The sequence below is a fragment of the Salinivibrio sharmensis genome, from assembly GCF_001995985.1.
Classification (GTDB): Bacteria; Pseudomonadota; Gammaproteobacteria; order Enterobacterales; family Vibrionaceae; genus Salinivibrio; species Salinivibrio sharmensis.
In genome coordinates, this window is sequence record NZ_MUFC01000006.1 from 120,244 (window position 1) to 139,757 (window position 19,514).

At 50.9% G+C, this 19,514-nt stretch carries 16 protein-coding genes and 1 tRNA gene; 3 read left to right on the forward strand and 14 right to left on the reverse strand.

The window, feature by feature from the left end; translation table 11 throughout:
* Positions 1–395: 395 nt before the first annotated feature.
* The 5 genes from BZG74_RS07835 to BZG74_RS07855 form a co-directional block, all read right to left on the reverse strand.
* Positions 396–486 (reverse strand) — tRNA-Ser (locus BZG74_RS07835).
* A 133-nt stretch (positions 487–619) separates the two neighbouring features.
* The gene (gene pstB / locus BZG74_RS07840; protein WP_235605731.1) at positions 620–1,372 is read right to left on the reverse strand and encodes a phosphate ABC transporter ATP-binding protein PstB; all 753 of its coding nucleotides are present in this window, start codon (positions 1,370–1,372) and stop codon (positions 620–622) included.
* A gap of 133 nt (positions 1,373–1,505) precedes the next feature.
* Positions 1,506–2,810: a phosphate ABC transporter permease PstA gene (pstA, locus tag BZG74_RS07845; protein ID WP_077486915.1), complete on the reverse strand. Its 1,305-nt coding sequence runs from the start codon at positions 2,808–2,810 to the stop codon at positions 1,506–1,508.
* On the reverse strand, positions 2,803–4,185 hold the full coding sequence (gene pstC / locus BZG74_RS07850; protein ID WP_077772087.1) for a phosphate ABC transporter permease subunit PstC: 1,383 nt from the start codon (positions 4,183–4,185) through the stop codon (positions 2,803–2,805). The genes pstA and pstC overlap by 8 nt, the downstream gene beginning before the upstream one ends.
* Positions 4,186–4,251: 66 nt before the next feature.
* The gene (locus BZG74_RS07855) at positions 4,252–5,292 is read right to left on the reverse strand and encodes a substrate-binding domain-containing protein (RefSeq protein ID WP_077772088.1); all 1,041 of its coding nucleotides are present in this window, start codon (positions 5,290–5,292) and stop codon (positions 4,252–4,254) included.
* Between the two features lie 293 nt (positions 5,293–5,585).
* On the opposite strand from BZG74_RS07855, the gene BZG74_RS07860 reads away from it, so the two are divergent.
* The gene (locus tag BZG74_RS07860; protein WP_077772089.1) at positions 5,586–6,056 is read left to right on the forward strand and encodes a low molecular weight phosphatase family protein; all 471 of its coding nucleotides are present in this window, start codon (positions 5,586–5,588) and stop codon (positions 6,054–6,056) included.
* 91 nt (positions 6,057–6,147) lie between these two features.
* Here the strand turns inward: BZG74_RS07860 and BZG74_RS07865 are convergent, their stop codons facing one another.
* Positions 6,148–7,764, reverse strand: a complete 1,617-nt coding sequence (locus tag BZG74_RS07865; protein ID WP_077772090.1) for a methyl-accepting chemotaxis protein — start codon at positions 7,762–7,764, stop codon at positions 6,148–6,150.
* A gap of 128 nt (positions 7,765–7,892) precedes the next feature.
* Positions 7,893–8,351 carry a DUF3429 domain-containing protein gene (locus tag BZG74_RS07870; RefSeq protein WP_235605724.1) on the reverse strand — a complete coding sequence of 153 codons (459 nt, stop codon included), beginning with the start codon at positions 8,349–8,351 and terminating at the stop codon, positions 7,893–7,895.
* 204 nt (positions 8,352–8,555) lie between these two features.
* On the opposite strand from BZG74_RS07870, the gene BZG74_RS07875 reads away from it, so the two are divergent.
* Positions 8,556–10,229 carry a BCCT family transporter gene (locus BZG74_RS07875; RefSeq protein WP_077772176.1) on the forward strand — a complete coding sequence of 558 codons (1,674 nt, stop codon included), beginning with the start codon at positions 8,556–8,558 and terminating at the stop codon, positions 10,227–10,229.
* Positions 10,230–10,291: 62 nt separating this feature from the next.
* On the opposite strand, the gene glpC is transcribed toward BZG74_RS07875, so the two are convergent.
* The 7 genes from glpC to BZG74_RS07910 form a co-directional block, all read right to left on the reverse strand.
* Positions 10,292–11,548: an anaerobic glycerol-3-phosphate dehydrogenase subunit GlpC gene (gene glpC / locus BZG74_RS07880; protein WP_101494679.1), complete on the reverse strand. Its 1,257-nt coding sequence runs from the start codon at positions 11,546–11,548 to the stop codon at positions 10,292–10,294.
* Positions 11,538–12,851: a glycerol-3-phosphate dehydrogenase subunit GlpB gene (gene glpB / locus BZG74_RS07885; RefSeq protein ID WP_077772092.1), complete on the reverse strand. Its 1,314-nt coding sequence runs from the start codon at positions 12,849–12,851 to the stop codon at positions 11,538–11,540. Before glpB ends, glpC begins: the two co-directional genes overlap by 11 nt.
* Positions 12,848–14,542, reverse strand: a complete 1,695-nt coding sequence (glpA, locus tag BZG74_RS07890) for an anaerobic glycerol-3-phosphate dehydrogenase subunit A (protein WP_077772093.1) — start codon at positions 14,540–14,542, stop codon at positions 12,848–12,850. The genes glpB and glpA overlap by 4 nt, the downstream gene beginning before the upstream one ends.
* A 290-nt stretch (positions 14,543–14,832) precedes the next feature.
* A complete protein-coding gene (locus tag BZG74_RS07895; protein ID WP_077772094.1) occupies positions 14,833–15,516 on the reverse strand; it encodes a YoaK family protein in 684 nt (227 codons plus the stop codon).
* Between the two features lie 8 nt (positions 15,517–15,524).
* Entirely contained in the window at positions 15,525–16,292 is a 768-nt protein-coding gene (locus BZG74_RS07900; RefSeq protein ID WP_077772095.1) for a glucosaminidase domain-containing protein, read from the reverse strand.
* Between the two features lie 95 nt (positions 16,293–16,387).
* Positions 16,388–17,680 (reverse strand): ATP-binding protein, encoded by a 1,293-nt coding sequence (locus tag BZG74_RS07905; protein ID WP_077772096.1) that lies wholly within the window; start codon positions 17,678–17,680, stop codon positions 16,388–16,390.
* A gap of 33 nt (positions 17,681–17,713) precedes the next feature.
* Positions 17,714–18,421: a response regulator gene (locus BZG74_RS07910; RefSeq protein ID WP_077772097.1), complete on the reverse strand. Its 708-nt coding sequence runs from the start codon at positions 18,419–18,421 to the stop codon at positions 17,714–17,716.
* Between the two features lie 249 nt (positions 18,422–18,670).
* Here BZG74_RS07910 and BZG74_RS07915 point away from each other — a divergent pair, with 249 nt between their 5' ends.
* A complete protein-coding gene (locus tag BZG74_RS07915; RefSeq protein ID WP_077772098.1) occupies positions 18,671–19,258 on the forward strand; it encodes an outer membrane beta-barrel protein in 588 nt (195 codons plus the stop codon).
* The last annotated feature ends 256 nt before the right edge of the window (positions 19,259–19,514 follow it).

Below are 19,514 nucleotides of genomic sequence, written 5' to 3' on the forward strand. Positions count from 1 at the left end.
GATAAACATGCGGTTTTTCCATATATCTCATCAAGCCCTCTTCGGTGATAGTGTGCATGCCGCCTATCCCGGTTGAGGTGTTCACATTATCCCCGCGCTTGCACTTTTAACTGATTGATTATTCGTGTTTTTTGATTATTCGCCCAGGGAAAGTGTGAATCGGTCATGAGAAAGCGTGCATCTATAAGGGCGTTTTGTTGCATTTCACGCTACCGCCGTTGGTTAGCGGCATCCAAAAGGCCATGTAAGAGGCAGAAATATAAAGGGTAAGCGTACCATGGCGAAGAATAGCTGTTTAGACAGAATCGCCTAAAATGTTGGTGAGGTCAGGGTTTGGATGTTTGCGGGGAGTAGATGCAAAAAAGCCGCTGACTGAGCAGCGGCTTTTCTTTGTGTGGCGGAGAGATAGGGATTTGAACCCTAGAAGGGCTATTAACCCTTGCCGGTTTTCAAGACCGGTGCTTTCAACCACTCAGCCATCTCTCCGGAACGGGTCGTATAGTATGAGCAGAGGTGGCTGATGTAAAGTGACTTTTTGCACTTTTATCGCTAAACGCTGAAATAATCAGCAAACGCCCCTGCTCTATACCCAATGGCGCTGGGTCAGCGCCAAATCGGCTTAACCAAAGCGACCGTTAATGTAATCAGAGGTCAGTTTGTGCTCAGGGTCATTAAAGACTTTTTGTGTGCTGTTTACTTCTACCAAGTTGCCCAGGTGGAAGTAGGCGGTGCGGTCAGACACACGTGCGGCTTGCTGCATCGAGTGCGTAACGATCACGATGCTGAAGTTTTTCTTCAGATCGGCAATCAGCTCTTCAATGATCCCGGTGGCAATGGGGTCTAGCGCCGAACAAGGCTCATCCATCAAGATCACTTCTGGCGCGACCGCAATGGTACGTGCGATACATAGACGCTGCTGCTGACCGCCTGATAGACCTGTTGCAGGCTGATCGAGGCGATCTTTCACTTCGTTCCAAAGCCCTGCACGCGTGAGTGATTGCTCAACCAACGCATCCAGCTCGTCTTTGCCGTCAACTAGGCCGTGAATACGCGGGCCATATGCCACGTTATCGTAAACCGATTTCGGGAACGGGTTAGGACGCTGGAATACCATGCCCACTTGCGAGCGCAGCTCAACAATTTCGGTGTCACGATGATAGATATCTTCGCCATCCAAAATAATATCGCCCGACACTTGGCAGCCAGGAATGGTGTCATTCATGCGGTTGAGACAGCGCAAGAAGGTGGATTTACCACAGCCTGACGGGCCAATCATCGCCAAGACTTCTTTTTCACCAATATCTAGGCTGACATCGGTGATCGCTGATTTTGAGCCGTTCTCGTAATTGACAAAGACATTACGGGCAGTCATGCGTGGGTTTTCTACAAAAGGCACACCACACGTTTCAGTCGGTGCCGCCGTGTTTTGCGGCGTAGTTTCTGCTACTTCTTCAGTCATGGCTAGGTTGTTCATTGTTGTCGTCGTCATGGTTGTTTCTCCCGACTTACCAGCGTCGTTCAAGACGCTTACGCAGAATCACGGCACAGGCATTCATCAGAGCAAGGAATGCCAGCAATACCATGATTGCGCCAGAGGTGTTTTCGACAAAGCCCTTTTCAGGATTCTCTGCCCATAAATAAATTTGAACAGGTAACGCAGTGGCAGCATCCAGTGGCCCTGAGGGGATATCCACAATAAAGGCCACCATACCAATCATCAGTAGCGGCGCGGTTTCACCCAGCGCTTGCGCCATGCCGATAATAGTGCCGGTCAGCATGCCAGGCATAGCTAATGGCAACACATGATGAATCACCATTTGCATTTTCGATGCGCCGACACCCAAGGCGGCGTCACGTACCGAAGGTGGCACCGCTTTGATAGAGGCACGGCTCGAGATAATGATAGTTGGCAATGTCATCAGTGTCAGTACCAAGCCGCCCACAACCGGCGCTGAGCGCGGTAGGTCGGCAAAGTTGAGGAACACCGCCAGACCCAGCAAACCAAACACGATCGACGGTACCGCTGCTAGGTTATTGATGTTGATTTCAATAATCTCAGTGATGCGATTACGTGGCGCGAACTCTTCCAAGTAAATCGCGGCCGCCACCCCAATGGGGAAGCTTAACGCCAATGTCACCAGCAGCGTGTAAAAAGAGCCTACAGTCGCGCCCCAGATCCCAGCAAGCTCAGCATCACGGCTGTCACCATTGGTGAAAAAGCGCGAGTTAAACACGGTACGAACACGATCGTCCTCTTTTAGCTGGTTGAACCAACCAATGTGTTTGTCTTTAAACTGACGATAAGACTCCGGCAAGCTGCCATCAATATTGCCTTTATTAAATTGGTTGACGTTGTCGCCCGCGAGTGCCCAAATTTCAACCTCTTGACCCACTAAGTCAGGGTTGGCCGCCACACGGTCGCGCAAGTCGTACTCGGCGCCGTTAGACAGAAAACGGAACAGCTCACGTTTGTCACCACGCGATGTCACCTCCGGCATGGCATCAAAAATGGCATCTGCCAATACTGAGCGATAGCCCAGGTATTTAAGGGTCTCATCATTTAAGGGCTTGCCTTCAATACCTAGGTTTTCTTCACTTAAATCAACGGTCAAGCGAATTTCCGTGGTGTAGAAAGCGGTGTAGCCTTGCGAGACGATCGAGCCGAGCAATAAAACCAAGAAGGTAAACGCAAGGAAAATAGAGCCGATACCGTAAAAACGGAAACGTCCTTCTTTCCCGCGGCGCTTTGCTAAGCTGGCCCTTACCCTTGCGCGCTTTTCTTGCGCCAGTTGTTCGATTTTATCAGTCATATTGTTCCCGGTATTTCTTCACGATGTTCAGCGCAATCACGTTTAGTGCCAGTGTCACGACAAATAATGTCAGACCCAAAGCAAACGCAGCCAAGGTTTTCGGGCTATCAAATTCTTGGTCACCCACAAGAAGCGTGACAATCTGCACCGTCACTGTGGTCACTGAGTCAAGGGGATTAGCCGTTAGGTTGGCCGACAGACCCGCCGCCATTACGACAATCATGGTTTCGCCAATTGCACGTGAGACAGCCAGCAATAAGCCGCCCACAATGCCGGGTAACGCAGCCGGTAAAACAACCTTGCGAACCGTTTCTGACGGCGTGGCACCCAGTCCGTACGAGCCATCACGCAGCGATTGCGGTACGGCGGTGATCACATCGTCTGACAAGGAGGAGACGAAAGGAATAATCATGATCCCCATCACCGCACCAGCAGCCAATGCACTCTCTGACGACGCACTGCTAAAGCCGATCGCCTGTGCCACATCACGGATAAACGGTGCGGCCACCAATGCGGCAAAGAAGCCATAAACCACGGTTGGAATCCCCGCCAGGATTTCCAAAATCGGTTTGACGACACCACGCACACGCGGCGATGCATATTCGGCCAAATAGATCGCACTCATCAGCCCGACTGGCGCTGCGATACACATGGCGATAAACGAGATCATCAAGGTGCCGGTAAATAGCGGAATCGCACCAAATGAGCCACTGGCCGCTTGTTGATCAGCGCGCAATGCAATTTGCGGCGACCACTCAGTACCAAAGATGAACTCAGTGACCGGAATCATTTGGAAAAAGCGCAACGCCTCAAACAGCACCGAGAGCACAATGCCCAGTGTGGTTAAAATCGCGAGTGTTGAGCAAAGCAGCAAAAACGCCTGCATCACATTTTCAACGCGATTTCGAGCGCGAAGACGTAATCGCAGAGAGCGCCAGCCAAAGGCCAAACCCGCTAACGCGAGCGATGTCATTGCGGTGAAACGCAATGTCGTTCCCAGTTGGTTCAGCATTTGATAGTGGTCAGCCGCTGCCAACAAGACAGCATCGTCAGTTTGGGTGATGCCACGAGCGACGTTTCCAATCTGACTGTATAGCAAGTCCGCGTTGCCGAACTGCGTAGCATACGAATCAGATATTTGTGCCATCACCAAACTGTGGATCAAGTTGGGTTCTACCGCTTGCCACAACAATAAGAGAACCAGTGCCGGAATAGCCGCGAGAATCGCAACATAAGAGCCGTAATAATTAGGACGAGAATGAAGCTTACTCAATCCGCCAGCCGTGTCGGCGAGCTTGATTGAGCGTGCTCGAGCAATAAAAAAGCCTGAAATTGCAATTACAGCAATTACGGTCATCAGCATGGGTGTTGTCATTGTTCCTCCTGAACACGCACAAAGGTGGCACCTCATGTGTGCCACCTTTCCGTGTTCACACTGCGCTTACAGGTTTGGTTTTAGGTCAACTGCGGCGCTGCGTACTTGTTTCCATTCACTGTTGTCGAGTGGGATAAGGCCGCGGTCAGCCAGGTAACCCATGTTGCCGATAGCATCTTCAGCAGTGAATGCGGTCACGTAGTCTTTAAGACCTGGAATCACGTCTTCGTGTGCTTTTTTCACGTAGAAGTACAGTGAACGTGATACGGGGTAGTCACCGCTGCCAATCGCGTCAAACGTTGGTTCAACACCCGCGATTTTTGAGCCTTGTACCTTGTCAGCGTTTTGCTCTAGGAAGCTGTAACCGAAGATGCCAAGTGCGTCTGGGTTTGCTTCAAGCTTTTGCACGATAAGGTTGTCGTTCTCACCCGCTTCGATGAAAGCGCCATCTTCACGCATGCCGTGACAAATCGCTTTGAACTTGTCTTCGTTGCTGTCTTCAAGTGCAGCGACTTCTGGGTACTCGGCACAGCCTGCTTCCATGGCTAGCTCAACAAAGGCGTCACGTGTCCCTGATGTTGGTGGTGGACCTAGCACCTCAATTTTGGTGTTAGGCAGTGATGGGTTCACGTCTTTCCACGTGTCATTTGGGTTGTCGATAAAGTTGCCGTTGCCGTCTGGCACGGTTTTAGCGAGCGCGGTGTAGATCTCTTTTAAGCTCAGGTCATATTGCTGAGACATTTTCGAGTTTGCCAGCGCGATGCCGTCATAACCGATTTTGATTTCAACAATGTCGTCAACGCCGTTTGACTTACAACGGTCAATTTCCGAGCTTTTGATTTTACGTGATGCGTTAGTGATATCTGGGGTGTTTTCACCCACACCTGCACAGAACAGCTTAAGGCCGCCGCCTGAACCGGTAGATTCGATTTTTGGTACTGAGTATTGCGACGTGCGACCGAAGCGCTCAGCAACTACAGTAGCAAAAGGGTAAACGGTAGAAGAGCCAACGATGCTAATGTAATCACGGTTTGCGGCCGTTGCGCTACCTGAGGCCAGCACGGCCATTGATACTGTAGTCGCTGCAAAGAGAGCTTTAAGTTTCACATCAACCTCCAAGTCGATTATTTAAGTTAGTGCTGTGCAAATCATTTTATCTACACATAACGAAGAACTCGGTTAACGGGGAGACACATTAAGAGCACAAAGTGACAGTTCCTTTATGCAATCATGAAGGTTTGATGACAGCGCCACGCATTGGTAACAGATTCAAAAGTTGTTTTTACCACGCTGGCGCTGTGTGTATGGCGGGCTAGGATAGACTCATCCAGGGCTGATGCGCGTTGGCTAGATGCGCCATCGAACGCCCCGTCCCCCACCTTTTTTGATGAGTAAAGGCAATGATAGATGCCAAAGACAAGCTCTCGTTAGGCGCGTGTACCGAAGAGAAACCAGTAGATGGTGAAACCGCACTGGGTAAGCCGGTCGTTTTGTTTTTATGCGATGGTAAGCACGGTGCCTCTTTGATGGCTGCCGCGGTAATGAAAAACAAAGCAGACAGTTTTTTTGATATTCACTGCGCCTATACCACAGCCACCATGCCAACAGAGCAAGCGTCAAAGGCACTTATCCAGTTTCAGATCTCAACCGCGGGGATTGCCCCCGTTCCTCTGTCCGCGTTGACGTTAGAGTATGTTGACTACTTGGTCGCCGTTAACCCCGCCGCCGTACAATCTGGATTACCCTTGCCCCGTTACGGAAAGTTTGTACCTTGGGACGTGACCGAAAACAGTGATGCCGGCTTGGTTGCCGTGCTCCGGGCAGTCAATCAAAGCATCAATTATTTTTTATCTTTGTATTTGTTTCGTTGAGATATTTGTTTAATTGGTGCACTTTACTGCAGGAATGAAAAAGTGCGCCATTTAGCGCACTTTCTGTTGGTGGGTGATGCCGGTGAGACGGCTATAGCCTAAAGGCTTCCGCTTGCTCTTTGATGCTGGCGTTTTCTTTTTCCAAGCGCTCATAGGCTTGGCGGGTTTGCTCTGCCGTCTCAGCAAGTGATTCTGCCGCTCGGTGAATGGCCGACACATTTTGGTTCAAGTCGGCCGCTGCCGTGGTTTGCTCTTCAGTGGCGGTAGCAATCGCACCGGTCATTTCTGATACCTGCTGCGTGGCATCATTAATGGTATCAATCGCTTCTGCCGCACGCTTAGCATCATCCAGCCCTTTTTGCGTCAAGATTTGGCTATCGCTCATCACTTTGTAGGCTTGACGTGCTTTGGTTTGCAGACCTTCAATGATCTGGTTGATCTCATCGGTCGATGATTGGGTTTTAGTTGCCAACCCACGTACCTCATCAGCCACGACGGCAAAGCCTCGACCCGCCTCGCCCGCACGGGCCGCTTCAATGGCCGCGTTGAGCGCGAGCAAGTTGGTTTGCTCGGCGATGGTACTAATCACTTCCGACACTTTACCAATATTTTCACTGTCTTCAGTTAACGCTTCAATCACTTGTGATGCTTCGTTAACTTGGTCTTTAGCCGCGACGCTTTGCTGATAAGATTGTTCAAACGTTTGTCGGCCTTGCTCAGCGTATTCACGCGATTTATCAGTATGCTCCGCCGCAGTAACCGTGTTGCTCGCCACCTCCCCAAAGGTCGACTCCATTTGCGTCATCGCACTGGCAAGCTGTGACAGCTCGCCACGTTGTTGCTCAACACTGTTTACGGTATGACTGACCTGGGTCGATAGCTCATCACTGACTGTTTGTAATCGCTTAGTGCCTTTTACTAAAGACCCTATCAGCTCGGTAATGCTTTCTTGCATTTGCGCAAAGGTATTGGCTGCTTGTCCCAGCTCGTCGCGGTTAAACGTGTCGAGATCCAAACGTTGGGTAAGATCACCGCTTTCCACACGCTGCATCTGACTAACTAGCTGCGCCAGCGGCCCACGTATGCGCTGTTGTAGCAATAACGCCACACCCGCCATCAGCACAACCAGAGCAACAATCACGGCCATACCAATGTAAATGAGACGCTCGATTTTTTCCGACTCTCGCGCTTTTATCGCATTGGCCTGGTCTTCCAACGTCTCTTGCAACGTGGCAAGGTTCGCGACTATCTGGTCAAAGGGCGCCAACATGGGGCCCAACATTTTACGGCGCGCATCATCAAGTCGGCCATTATCGATCAGCGAAATGTAATCGTTTTGCATGTCGCGGTAATTGTTGAGGCGTGTCTCGATGGTGTCTACCGCCTCTGTGTTGCTATCACTGACCGTCAATGTCTTCATTTTGTCGAGCGCTTCACCCACCTCTTGATCGTTGCGCTCAATTTTCACCAGAATATCGCGATGCTCTTGTTTGACATCGGTTAAACCGTAATCGAGTGCGAAGCGGCGATAGGTAACGGTAAAATAGCGAAGATCAGACACAGTACTCAACAGGCGAACATTGCGCTCTACCACATCATTAAACTGTGCCTTGACGGTGTTTATCTCGCTGAACAGATACGCCCCACTCGCCGTAACCGCAATGCCTAGTGCAATAAACACCACGCGTAAATACTGTATAATCGTCATTGGTTACCCCTCTGCCCCTAATTCCACTGTAAAGTTACTTGTTTTTTTGCGCACGAGGTAACGGGTACGGCCTATTGCTGCAATAGGTTCATTCTCGGTAGGGTTTTTCTTGGTGGCCTTTTTGCTGCTCACACCACAATGAGCAGCAATCCATGACAAGCCACAACAGCTATCGTCAAGCGGCCACGCATGGTTTGATAGGCAGAGGACGTGTCTTCACTCTCGCTTTTTCGGATCCATTTTTCCGCCAGCCATACCGCTAAATAACCGGTCGCAAGCAGCCCAGTCGCGATCAGGTATTGGGTCGCGCCTTGAATAAGCGCCCCCCAAGCCAAGAGTGCAAACAGGTTGCTCAGCAGTAACGCATTGCGGCTGAGTTTATGATAAAAATGATCGATACCATTACCCCATAAAACGCCGGACAAAAAGCTTAAAATCACCGCGCTGTAACTTAAAAAAAGCTGCTCACCACTGAGACCAAATAGGGTCAGATCGGCCCAAGTGACAAGTACACCGCCAATAAAAGGAAGCAAGCCAAGGTAGCCCAGTTGCAGCATGGTATCGCGTGAAGCGGATTGTGGTTTCATCACTTGACTCCTAGACAATCTATTCCAATTCTTATCCGTTCTCAGTGTACGAAGACAATCCCCCACTGGCCGTTATATAGACACACTTCGCTGCTTTTATCAGCACTTCGACCCACAATAATGTGATTGATGACTCTTTTTTTGCAAAGAATGTTCGCGTTGCGTAAATTGTTGCGCGTTTTGTTATTTAAAGAGGAACGATTCATGTCAACACGAAGTACGTCGGATGCGAGCAATGCGCGTGCATTGCAGCATCCGTTTGCTGATTGCGTCACACAAACCGGCCTGTTTAAAGGTGTTCATAAAAATATGATGATCGCCGCCACGCTCCTGGTTTGTGTCTTCGTGTTTTTTACCGGATTTAATACTGATTTAGCCGGTCGTGTATTTGCCGCGGCACGGGGCTGGGTAGAGTCGACCTTTGGTTGGTATTACATGCTGGTTCTGGTGCTATTACTCGTCGCTAGCTTGACGATTGCCGTCACGCGTTTAGGAAACATTCGGTTAGGTGATGACGATGACCGCCCCGAATTCAGTACCTTCTCGTGGTTATCCATGTTGTTTTCCGCGGGTGTCGGCGTTGGCATACTGTTTTTTGGGGTAGCCGAACCCACGCTCTACTTTGATACAAGTGGTGCGTTCGGCTACCCCAACAACCCGTATGCGGATATGGCCGGTGCCACCACCATGGGCTTTGATCGCGCCGCCGATGCCTTGCGTGTCACCTACTTCCATTGGGGCTTTCACGGCTGGGCAGTGTATGTGATTGTGGGTCTTGCGCTCGCTTATTTCTCATTTCGGAAAAAACTGCCTCTCGCGCTACGTTCCACGGTGCACCCTCTGATTGGCGATCGTATTTACGGCCCAATCGGCCATATTATCGATATCTTGGGAGTGCTTGGCTGCGTGTTCGGCGTCGCCACCTCGCTGGGGCTCGGTGTCAGCCAGATTGCCGTGGGGCTGGATCGCCTCTTTGGCGTCGACCCAGGCGTGATGACGCAAGTTATCCTCATTGCTCTGATTTCTGTGGCGTCCATCTTGTCGTCTCTCTCCGGGGTCGGCAAAGGGATCCGAATCATTTCTGAGTGGAATATCATTGTATCGGCATTGGTGATCGCCTACTTTTTATTCGGCGGGCCTACGGCTTGGTTAGTGCAGATCTTTGGTGCCTCACTGAGCGACTATTTGGTCGAATTTATCCCGATGGGACTCTGGTTCCCAGAGGCGCAAGGCCCCTCTGCGTGGCAAAACGCCTGGACCATTTTCTATTGGGGATGGTGGATTGGCTGGGCACCCTTCATTGGCTTGTTTATCGCCCGTATCTCTCGCGGCCGCACTTTGCGCGAGTTTGTGGTTTGCGTGCTGTGTGCGCCAACACTGATGATTTTTGCTTGGCTGGCGATTTTTGGCGGCAACGCGTTGCATCAAGAGCTTGTCGCTGATGCCGGGATTGGCACCGCTGGGATTATTGATTTGGTCAATGGTTGGGACTTACCTGCGGCGCTGTTTGCTACCGCTGACGGGATTACTGGTGGCGGGGTCTGGGGTTGGATTCTCAACGCCATGATGATCTTCTTGCTGTTTAGCTGGTTTATCACCTCGTCAGACTCAAGCACCCTCGTGCTGACCACGATTTTGTCGATGGGCAATGACAACCCGCCCAAGCGCTTTCGGGTATTCTGGGGCACCATGATCGGTGCAGTCGCCGCGGTATTGTTGGTCGCCGGTGGGTTACGAGCTCTACAAACCGCGAACATGGTTACCGCCCTACCCATCAGTGTGTTGGTGATCTTAATGACCATCAGTGTGATGAAGTCTTTACTGGCAGAGTCGGTGGGCAAATCTACCGCCTCGACACCATCCAAAGCGAGTAGCTAGAGCACACTCTCGGACTAAAAAGCGCCACCCGATGCGGTGGCGCTTTTTCTTTGCGGCGAACGTCAAGACACTGAGGGGGTTCCAACGGCCATCGCCAGCACACTCACCGGATGCAAGGCTTCCAGCGACGTGTTTTCTTCAATTTGCCATTTACAGGTTTCACAGTCGGTGATCGCAAAGTCCGCCTGCGCCGCTTCAATCTGAGCAAACAAGCCACTGCCAATGGCAATCGAGGTTTGATAGTTCTCAGTTTTAAACCCATAGGTACCTGCCAAGCCACAACACTCGCTATCGAGCACAATCACCTCTAATCCCGGGATCATACGCAATAGCTCAATGGTAAACATCGCATTACCACTGCGCTCCAAGTGACAAGGGGTATGATAAACCACCCGCTTATTCATTGGGTTGAGCTTGGGCATCTCGCCATTCATGGCCGCTTTGAGTAAAAAGCGAGTCACAAAGCTGATTTGCCCTACCACGTGGGCGTTATCCACTCCCAGTACGTGGGGATACTCTTCTTTTAACGTCAGCGCACACGATGATGAGGTAGCGATCACAGGGCGCTCTTCGGCAACCGCGTCGGCAATCATCGCGGTATTGGCGGTCGCGTTGCGGCGCGCTTTATCGTAAAAGCCATTGGCAATTAAAGGCACGCCACAGCACTTATGTTTTTCGAGCAATTGCAAGCCGTACCCCATCGCATTCATCACTTTCACCAAGTCTTTACCAAGCTGCGGATTGTTAAAATTCACATAGCAGCCGTGGAAGTAACTGACTTGTTTGGGATAATCCGCTTGTGCCGCCGCTTGGCTTTTCATCCAACGCCGAAAGGTGCCAAAAGAGTACTTGGGTAAGGATTTATGTTTATCCACCCCAATCGTGGCATGCATCACCGCTTTCACTGGTTTCAGATCGGTCATCACGTTTACCAGTGGCGCGACTGGATTAGCAAGCGTGCCAAACAAGTCGGTATGGCTCAGCACGTAATCACGCATCAGCTTAGGATTGATGTTTTTCTTGCCGTGTTTGCCGCGCGCTACCGCAATGATATCGCCAATTTTCACCCCGGAGGGACAGGCGGTCTCACAGCGTTTGCAGTTGGTGCATAACTTGAGCAGGTCATCATAATACTCAGGGTTTTTGATCCGCAGGCGCTCACCATCCGGGCCACACTCTTTAGAGCCAGGATACGCAGGGTTCGCTTTTGATACCGGACAATACACAGTACAGACCGTGCATTTAATGCATTGGTCAAAGCTGGTGGGTTGCGGCGCATGGTCGCTATAGTCACGCTGTTTCAGCCATTCAGTTAGCATGGGACGCCTCCTTAGCATTCGCCATCACAGCGAGCGCACGTTGCGCGGCGGCGTAGCCGGTTGCGATCGCAACGCCACCGCCACAGCCTTCATAGACGGGGTCGTAACCACTGAGTACCGCGCCACACACAAACAGGTTTTGGCAACGTTTGCCGCGTGCGGTGGGCCGCAGTTGGTTGTCGGTGTTAATGCCAAACGCCATAAAGGGGTGGCTTTGCTGACTGAAAAAGTCGTCGTTGCGCCACTCACTCCGATCAGGGCTTTGCACCATATCTAACCCCAACGTCGGTTCGCTCACCTGAGTGCGGTCGGCATTGAGACCGCGGCTAAAGTAGCTGCCCGTGGCCAGGATCACCGCCTCTGCAGTTAAGGGAATATCTTCGAGCTGACGCGTATGCAGGGCGGTAAGGCGACCATTGTCGTCAAACTCACCGCCGGTCACTTGATCGCCACGCAGCAATATCCCACCCGCGCTAGCAAAGGCCCGCTGTAACGCACGCTCAATACGGATCCCCAGCAGCGAGGGCGGCATGGTCGGCACTTCGTGAAAACAGCGATCGGTGCGCTGTTTCAGCGCATCCATACCTCGCTCACCTGCCACATCGGCAATAATGGCGGGTAAAATCACCAGCTCATCTGGGCCAGATTGCGCAATTAACTGCTCGCACAGGCTGTCAAAGGCCTCAGGTTCCGCCAACAAACGGGAAAGATCCACCGAGCGCAGCTCGTTGCGGTTGCGGCGTAATCGCTCGGCACCCGGAATCGACAAAGTAATGGTGCGACTTGGGCAGGATGCAAAATCACGCTGGGCGGTAATGGTATCTTTCGCTAAGGTCGGCTGTGCATCGCGATAGCCTTCAATGGCGACAAAACACAAACCAGAGAAACGTCGCGGGCCGCGATGCTGATAAACATGCCCTTGCGACAGCCACGTCAGACGCACGGTGCCCAGAGGCGTAATACGGCCGTGGTTGGCATTATCTTCTTGATGATACAGACACACCTTTTGCGCACTCAGTTGGTGTTGGAACCAAGCGAGTGACTGGGTGATCTCATCTACACTGACTTTGGCATAAGGATGCTCAGGATGTTGGCGCACCAGTTTCGGAATCGCTTCAAAAGGCTGACTGACCGGTTCACCATTGGGGAAATGGCCCAATACATCAATCGAGCCTGACGAAAAATGCAGCGCGCTTTGTCCGGCGCTAATCATCACGGTTTTCTTGCCCGCTTCCAGTGACCGCAATGCGGCAGTAAACCCGGCAATGCCGCCACCAATCACTGCGATATCGTAGTGGATCATTGTGATACCTCCTGATCAGCCGCTGATGTCGATGTAGCACGCTTTATCTCAGCGCTACTATGTGGTGTCTTCGGCGGCGTTGGCACCTCACCGGCGCCAAATAATCCTTGATAAATCCAATAACTAAATTCGGCTTCGCGTAGCGCGTCCCCCCAAAAAATGGGTTTCACGCCTTTCCAGCGCTCTTCAAGAAAGTCCACCAACAGCCCTGCACTGGCTTGGCCATCAATTCCAGCCAGTTCACTGAATAAGCTGGCGGCACGATAGCTGCACAGCTCACCCTGACAAGGCCCCATACCCAAACGGGTGCGCCGACGCAGATCGGTAAGATTTTTCACATCCAGCGATTGAATGGCATAGTTCACCTCGCCCTTGGTCACCATTTCGCATTCGCAAATTACCGCTTGGCTATCGTCACTTTCATCTAAAAAATGGCTAACGCGCTCACCATGACGGTAATAGGCGGATTGATAGACAGGTTTCACCAAGCTGGCGCTGGCTTTACGGATCCCTTTAGAAGGCTCAGAGCCCGGTAGCGGACGGGTCGCAGTTTGGCAACGGTTGCGGTTACCCAGTTTTTCAGCCACCAAGTCTGTGGCTTGCTCGGCCATCAAACGATAGGTCATGAGCTTACCACCAGTGATAGTGATCAAACCTTCCAGCCCGTCGCGTGCTTGGTGGTCGAGTAACACTATGCCACGACTGATATTACGGCCACTGCCATCATCATCTACCGAAACCAACGGCCGTACGCCCGCGTAGGCGCGCAACACGCGTGTATTGGCCATGATGGGGGCGAGCTTAGCCCCTTCGCGCATCAGCACATCCACCTCTTGTGGCGTCACCGCGAGTTTATCAATCTGATCGTACTCGATGTGCTCAGAGGTGGTGCCGATTAAGGAAATGGTGTCACCGGGCACCAAGATGTCAGCGTCTGCCGGTTTCCGACAGCGGTTGATCACCCGGTTGTTAATCCGATAGTCGAGGATCAGCAATGAGCCCTTGGCGGGGAACATTTTGATATTCAAATCGGCATACTCGCAGATTGTCTGCCCCCAAATCCCTGCAGCATTGATCACTTGCTTGGCCATAATGGCAAAACGCTCGCCGGTGAGGGTATGCAAACACTGGACGCCTTGCACCGTCGCCCCTTGACGAATTAATCCCATCACTCGGGTATGGTTAAACACCTTGGCGCCGTGTTCTTTGCCGTCCAACACATTCGCGGCACACAAGCGAAACGGATCGATAATGCCATCTGGTACCTGTACCGCGCCATTCATCGCTGGATTCGCGTTGGGTTCGAACGCTAACGCTTCACGTGGTGTCAGTTTTCGGGTCGGAATACCGGCTTTATCGCAACTGGCAATAAAGGTGTCTTGGTACGCCAAATCATCTTCCGGCAAGGTGATAAAAAGTCCGCTGGTATCTTCCACGCAGTGGCGAGCAACGGATTTAAGGATGGTGTTTTCTTGAATGCATTCACGGGCCGATTCGGTATCTGTGACCGCGTAACGAGCCCCAGAATGCAGCAAGCCATGGTTGCGCCCCGATGTCCCAGCCGCGATATCGTCACGTTCGAGCAAAATGCATGAGATGCCACGCAGTGCGCAATCTCGCATAATGCCGGTGCCGGTTGCACCCCCACCGATGATGACCACATCCGTTTCAATATACTGGCTATTTGGCATGGGGCCTCCTTGTTACTGTATCGTAACGGGAGTGTGGCATTTTCCGTGTCACAAAGACGGCGAGATCATCACATAATGCGCGAATTCGAAACGAAAACTCACACTTGTTTGATTTAAGACAAACTTTTAGCCGCCAAAAGACGCGCGAATGGTGACACGGGAAACCGCGGCCACAAGGAGCTGGCTCGACAATCACCGTGAAGCGTGGGTGAAATGATCAGAATCGATGCGATGCACAACAAACATATTAGAAAATGCGCGAAAACGCGCATTGTTAATAGGTTGTATAATTACTTGTTGCTGGTGCGGGTCACTAAACGCTGGCGTGTCATATACCCGCGATAACACAGAGCCACCACAAAACATAACCCTGCGGGAAACAGCAGGGCAGCAAAATGGAAGTGCGCAAAGAGCGCTGCGCCCACTACCCCGCCGACAATAAAGCCAGACGTGATCAGTAAAAAGAGCATCAGTTTGCGCTTATCCACTGGATTGCCGCGTAGCTTCCCCCCTAGCATTAATCCTAAATCGGTAAAGATGCCAGTTAAGTGAGTTGAGCGCACAATCGCGCCGCTGTAGGTGGTCGCCATCGCGTTCTGCAAGCCGCACGCTGCCGAGGCGGCTAACTGACCAATGGCAAACCCGCGAGACAGAAAATAAAACGCCACCATAATCAGCCCAGCTTCAACAAACAGTGCCGAGTCATAATGGCGGCCCAATTTAAGCGCACTGCCATGCAATAAGCATCCGGAAATCGCGGCACCGAGAAAAAAAGCCAACAATAAGCCACCCAGCTGGATGACTTGTGTCCATTGGCCTGCAAACAACCCCGAGCCAAATTGCGTTGCGGTGCCTGAAACATGCGACACGGCTTGATGTTCAAAGCCCAACAAACCGATCGCATTGATGGTACCGGCGATCAGTGCTAACACAAACGCCCCGGCTTCAACCCACCGAGGCAAACGGGTAATCATTGGCTTTCCTAGTCGTTATTGGATGAGGAGGATGGCTGGTCGAGCCTATCCAGTTGGTTGTGGCGGATCATCGCTTGTAACTCGTCCACATAGGCTTGGCCTCGCTCTGAATAGCGTACTAATCCATTGGCAAGTGCTGTGCCAGACAGCGGTTTATTCTGCTCACGCAGGTTGGCGCGGATCTCGCGTAGCCCTTGATACGCGGCATGGGTATTCAAGTTGTTGATGTAGCTTTGTACCGAGGCTTGCGGGTTATCAAAGGCTGCGACTTCGTGCACTTTCCCTTCCGCGCGTTGATTAGGCACCAGTCCACAGCCTTTACTAAAGCACCACTGTCCGAAGTAATTATTCCCTTCACGCGCAAATCGCGACGTGCCCCACGCACTCTCATTGGCTGCCTGCGCTAACACCAACGACGGCGGAATGATATCCACCCGTTGGATCAGTGCCATCCAATCCGCGTCGTGGCCGACATCAAAGTCTGCCAGCTCATACTGTTCGGCAAGTGCTTGGACGCGTTTTATTTCTCGGCTACTTAACTCACTTGTACGCGCGTGCCATGCCATTAATGCAGTGCGATCCGCCAGTACTTGGCTGTTAATGGCATTAACCACAGGAGTGAAGTAATCAAAAAACGCTTGCTTGCGCTCAGCACCCGCGGAAAAAGATTGGAAGTCAGGAACAAGGGGAGCTTTGGGTTGCTGGCGAGAAATCAAAATAGTAACGGTCACAGCAAAAATAGCCATGCCAATAAAGACGAAGGTACGATGTTTCATAGTGTCCCTAAAGTTGTCGATGTGGGCAGTACTATACGCGAAATACCTGATGGCGACGAATGCCGCCCTTTCAACTTAGCGCTGGCCGGGTGACATCATGTTTTCATGGGTAAGATGACCCGAAAACATGCGCCCCCTATATCACTATGGTCAATCTCAACATGGCCGCCGTGGCGAGTGACAATTTGTTTGACGATCGCAAGCCCCAAGCCATAGCCGGAACGCTTTTTATCGCGGGAACGATCCGCACTGTAAAAGGCATCAAAGATAAACGGCCAGTGTGATGGGTCAACGCCCTCACCATCATCGTGGACCGCAATCACCAGCTGAGTGTCCTCACAATACACACGCACGGCTATTTGACTGGTCGCATATTTCTGAGCATTACCAATTAAGTTGGTGAGCACCCGTTTTAGCAGGTGTGGATCCGCCTCAACACTGGGCAAGTCTTGCGGCGCATCCAAACTCACGGACTGAGTGCTCAGCGTTTGCCAACGCGGCCATTCCTCGTGTAGCCACATCGCAGTATTCAATGTCTCCGGGTTAAAAGGTGTATTGGGGTGATCGACACGTGCCAAATAAAGAAGCTCGTCAATCAATCCTACCATTTCATCTGTATCTTCAACGATGCTGACGATTCTCTGTTGCTGCTTGGGGCCCAGTTGGCTCTCACTCAACAATTCAGCTTGCCACTGGATCCGAAATAAAGGCGAGCGCAATTCGTGCGCAACCGCATTGGTTAGCGCTCGACGACTACTGACCAAACTAGCAATTCTGTCTGCCATATGATTAAAGGTCGCGTTTAAACTACCCACGGTATACTGACTCTTTGTTGACGCCCGCGCTTCTAAATTGCCGTTGGCAAATTGGAGAGCCGCTTGCTCGAGTGACCGTACTCGTCGGCTGAGAAACCGCACCATGAAAAAACTGTAGAGGGCGAAACCAAAAAAGAGAAAAACAAACAGCAGATCTTCATTAAACTCAATTGCCCCGTGTAGCTCGGAATCCGCCGCGGTTCGTAAGCTGTAGATTTGCTCCTTATCGGCGAGGCGGAACCATAGGGTTTCGTTTTTATCGTCAAACACCGCGGAAGGATCGAGTTGGTGGGAAAATGCCCCATTCAAATGGGACGGAATCGTGCCAAGCTGGTGTACGGATAATGAATATTCGACGTTATCGGCATAGCCTTTTAGCGCGCCTAAAGCCTTTTGTGTTCCGGCCTGTGACTCAATCAACGCTAACATATCAACGACACTTTCAGCCTGTCGCTTCGCCAAGGTCGCCTCATAGTTTTCCGTCAGTTCATACACGAGGTATTCGTAGGTCAATGAGCTCACCATAAAAATGACGATCAGCCCAAAGAAGAACTCTAAATATATCCGACGCATTGCTCACCACTCATACATATTTCTGTTATGCATTTACCATGCATCAGGCACAAATAAGTAACCTTTTCCGCGCACTGTGATAATTTTTTTGGGATTGGAGGACGTATCACCCAGTTTTTTTCTCAAGGTCACAATTTTATTATCTACCGTTCGATCAACACCGTCATACTCAATACCACGTAATGCACGCGTTAACGTATCTCTTGTATGCACCTCGTCAGGCTGACTTGCCAGGTGCCAAAGCAATGCAAATTCACTGTCTGTCAACGCGATGGGCTCATCGTCTAGCGAACAATAGCGTCTCGCCTCATTGAGTGCCAACACACCATAATTAAGAACACTGGGTTTAGACGAGGAGGCCGCAGTGTCGTCTCTAAGCTGGCGCAGTTGCACTCTTACACGCGCCATCAGTACCCGAGGTTTAATCGGTTTACTAATAAAATCGTCCGCGCCAACTTCTAGTGCTGCCACATGATCGAAATCATCATCACTAGCCGTTAGCATCACAATTCTGCCTCTAAATCCATCACGGATTTGTCTGCAGATTGTCAGCCCATCATCACCGGGTAGCATTAGATCGAGTAAAACCAAGTCAGGCTGCGCGGAAATAATATAGTCAGCCGCCCCTGTACCTTCAGCAAGTGCTGTTACGCGATAGTCTTGTGCATCAAAATACTCTGTCAGCATTTCTCGCATTTTGGGGTCATCTTCAACAACCACTAAGTGCAGTTTCTCTTCCATTAACCTTGACCTAGAAAAATAAGCAAACCAAACGCTTTGGCATAAACCATTAAAAACTCAGTGCTTCTACAGATGTAGATACCACGACAGTTATACGACAAATCATGACACTCTGCAGATACATTACCGCGCTCTTCAGCCGTAAAGTACCACTCAAACGTTCACCCTTTAAGCGAACGTTCCCAAAAGCAATGACTATAAGTCATACGTTCTTAAAAAACACCTACGACAAATAATAGGTTCTTTACAATGAAAAAATTAGCACCTTTAGCTTTACTGATTCTCGCACCAACAGTTTATGCCTCTTCTTATATGGGGATGGAATTTGGGGCTGGTAGCGCTGATGTGAGTGGCTTAGATAGCAGCGATTTCAAAAGTGATCTCGAGGACCGAGGAACCGTCAAGCTGTACGGCGGTAAGTATATCACTGACTCAGTGCGCGCTTACGGCTACTGGCAGTCGGGCGCGTCGAGTAAATCGACCGTGAAAGCAGGAGATGAAGAGCTGTCGTTGGAAAATACTGATTATCAATTCGGTATGGGCTTAGACTATATCCACGAGTTCACTGACAATTTGTACGGCATTGCGGGTGGTACGCTAGGCTATCAACGCAGCAAGCTAGAAATTAAGGACAAAGATGCTCTGGGGACTGACAACTACAACCTCAGAGACTCTGGCCTAGCGAGCGACGTCAATCTCGGACTTGGATATCGTTTTAACTCCGGTATCGCTTTGGAAGGCGGCCATAAATACGGCTTAACGAAACAAAAGTATGCGGAAGGTATTTCCTTCAAGAACCCAAGTGTGTTTTACCTCGACGTTAACTATAAATTCTAACAACACGCTCACAGACGACAGTTGGCTAAACTTACGCGGACAGACCGTTTAAGCTAAGACAAAGACACTATCTCGACCCCTTATCCAAATAGGCATCCACTCAGTGGGTGCCTATTCTTCTTTCATTAGCAATGACAACGAGGCGTGACAAGCAATGGCTGGTCAAATATCAGTTCTACGTGTCAACTCGACCAGCCGTTAATATGGCAGCCGACTCATAGCGCTCTTATCATAGTTAACTGTTTGCCCCGTAAAA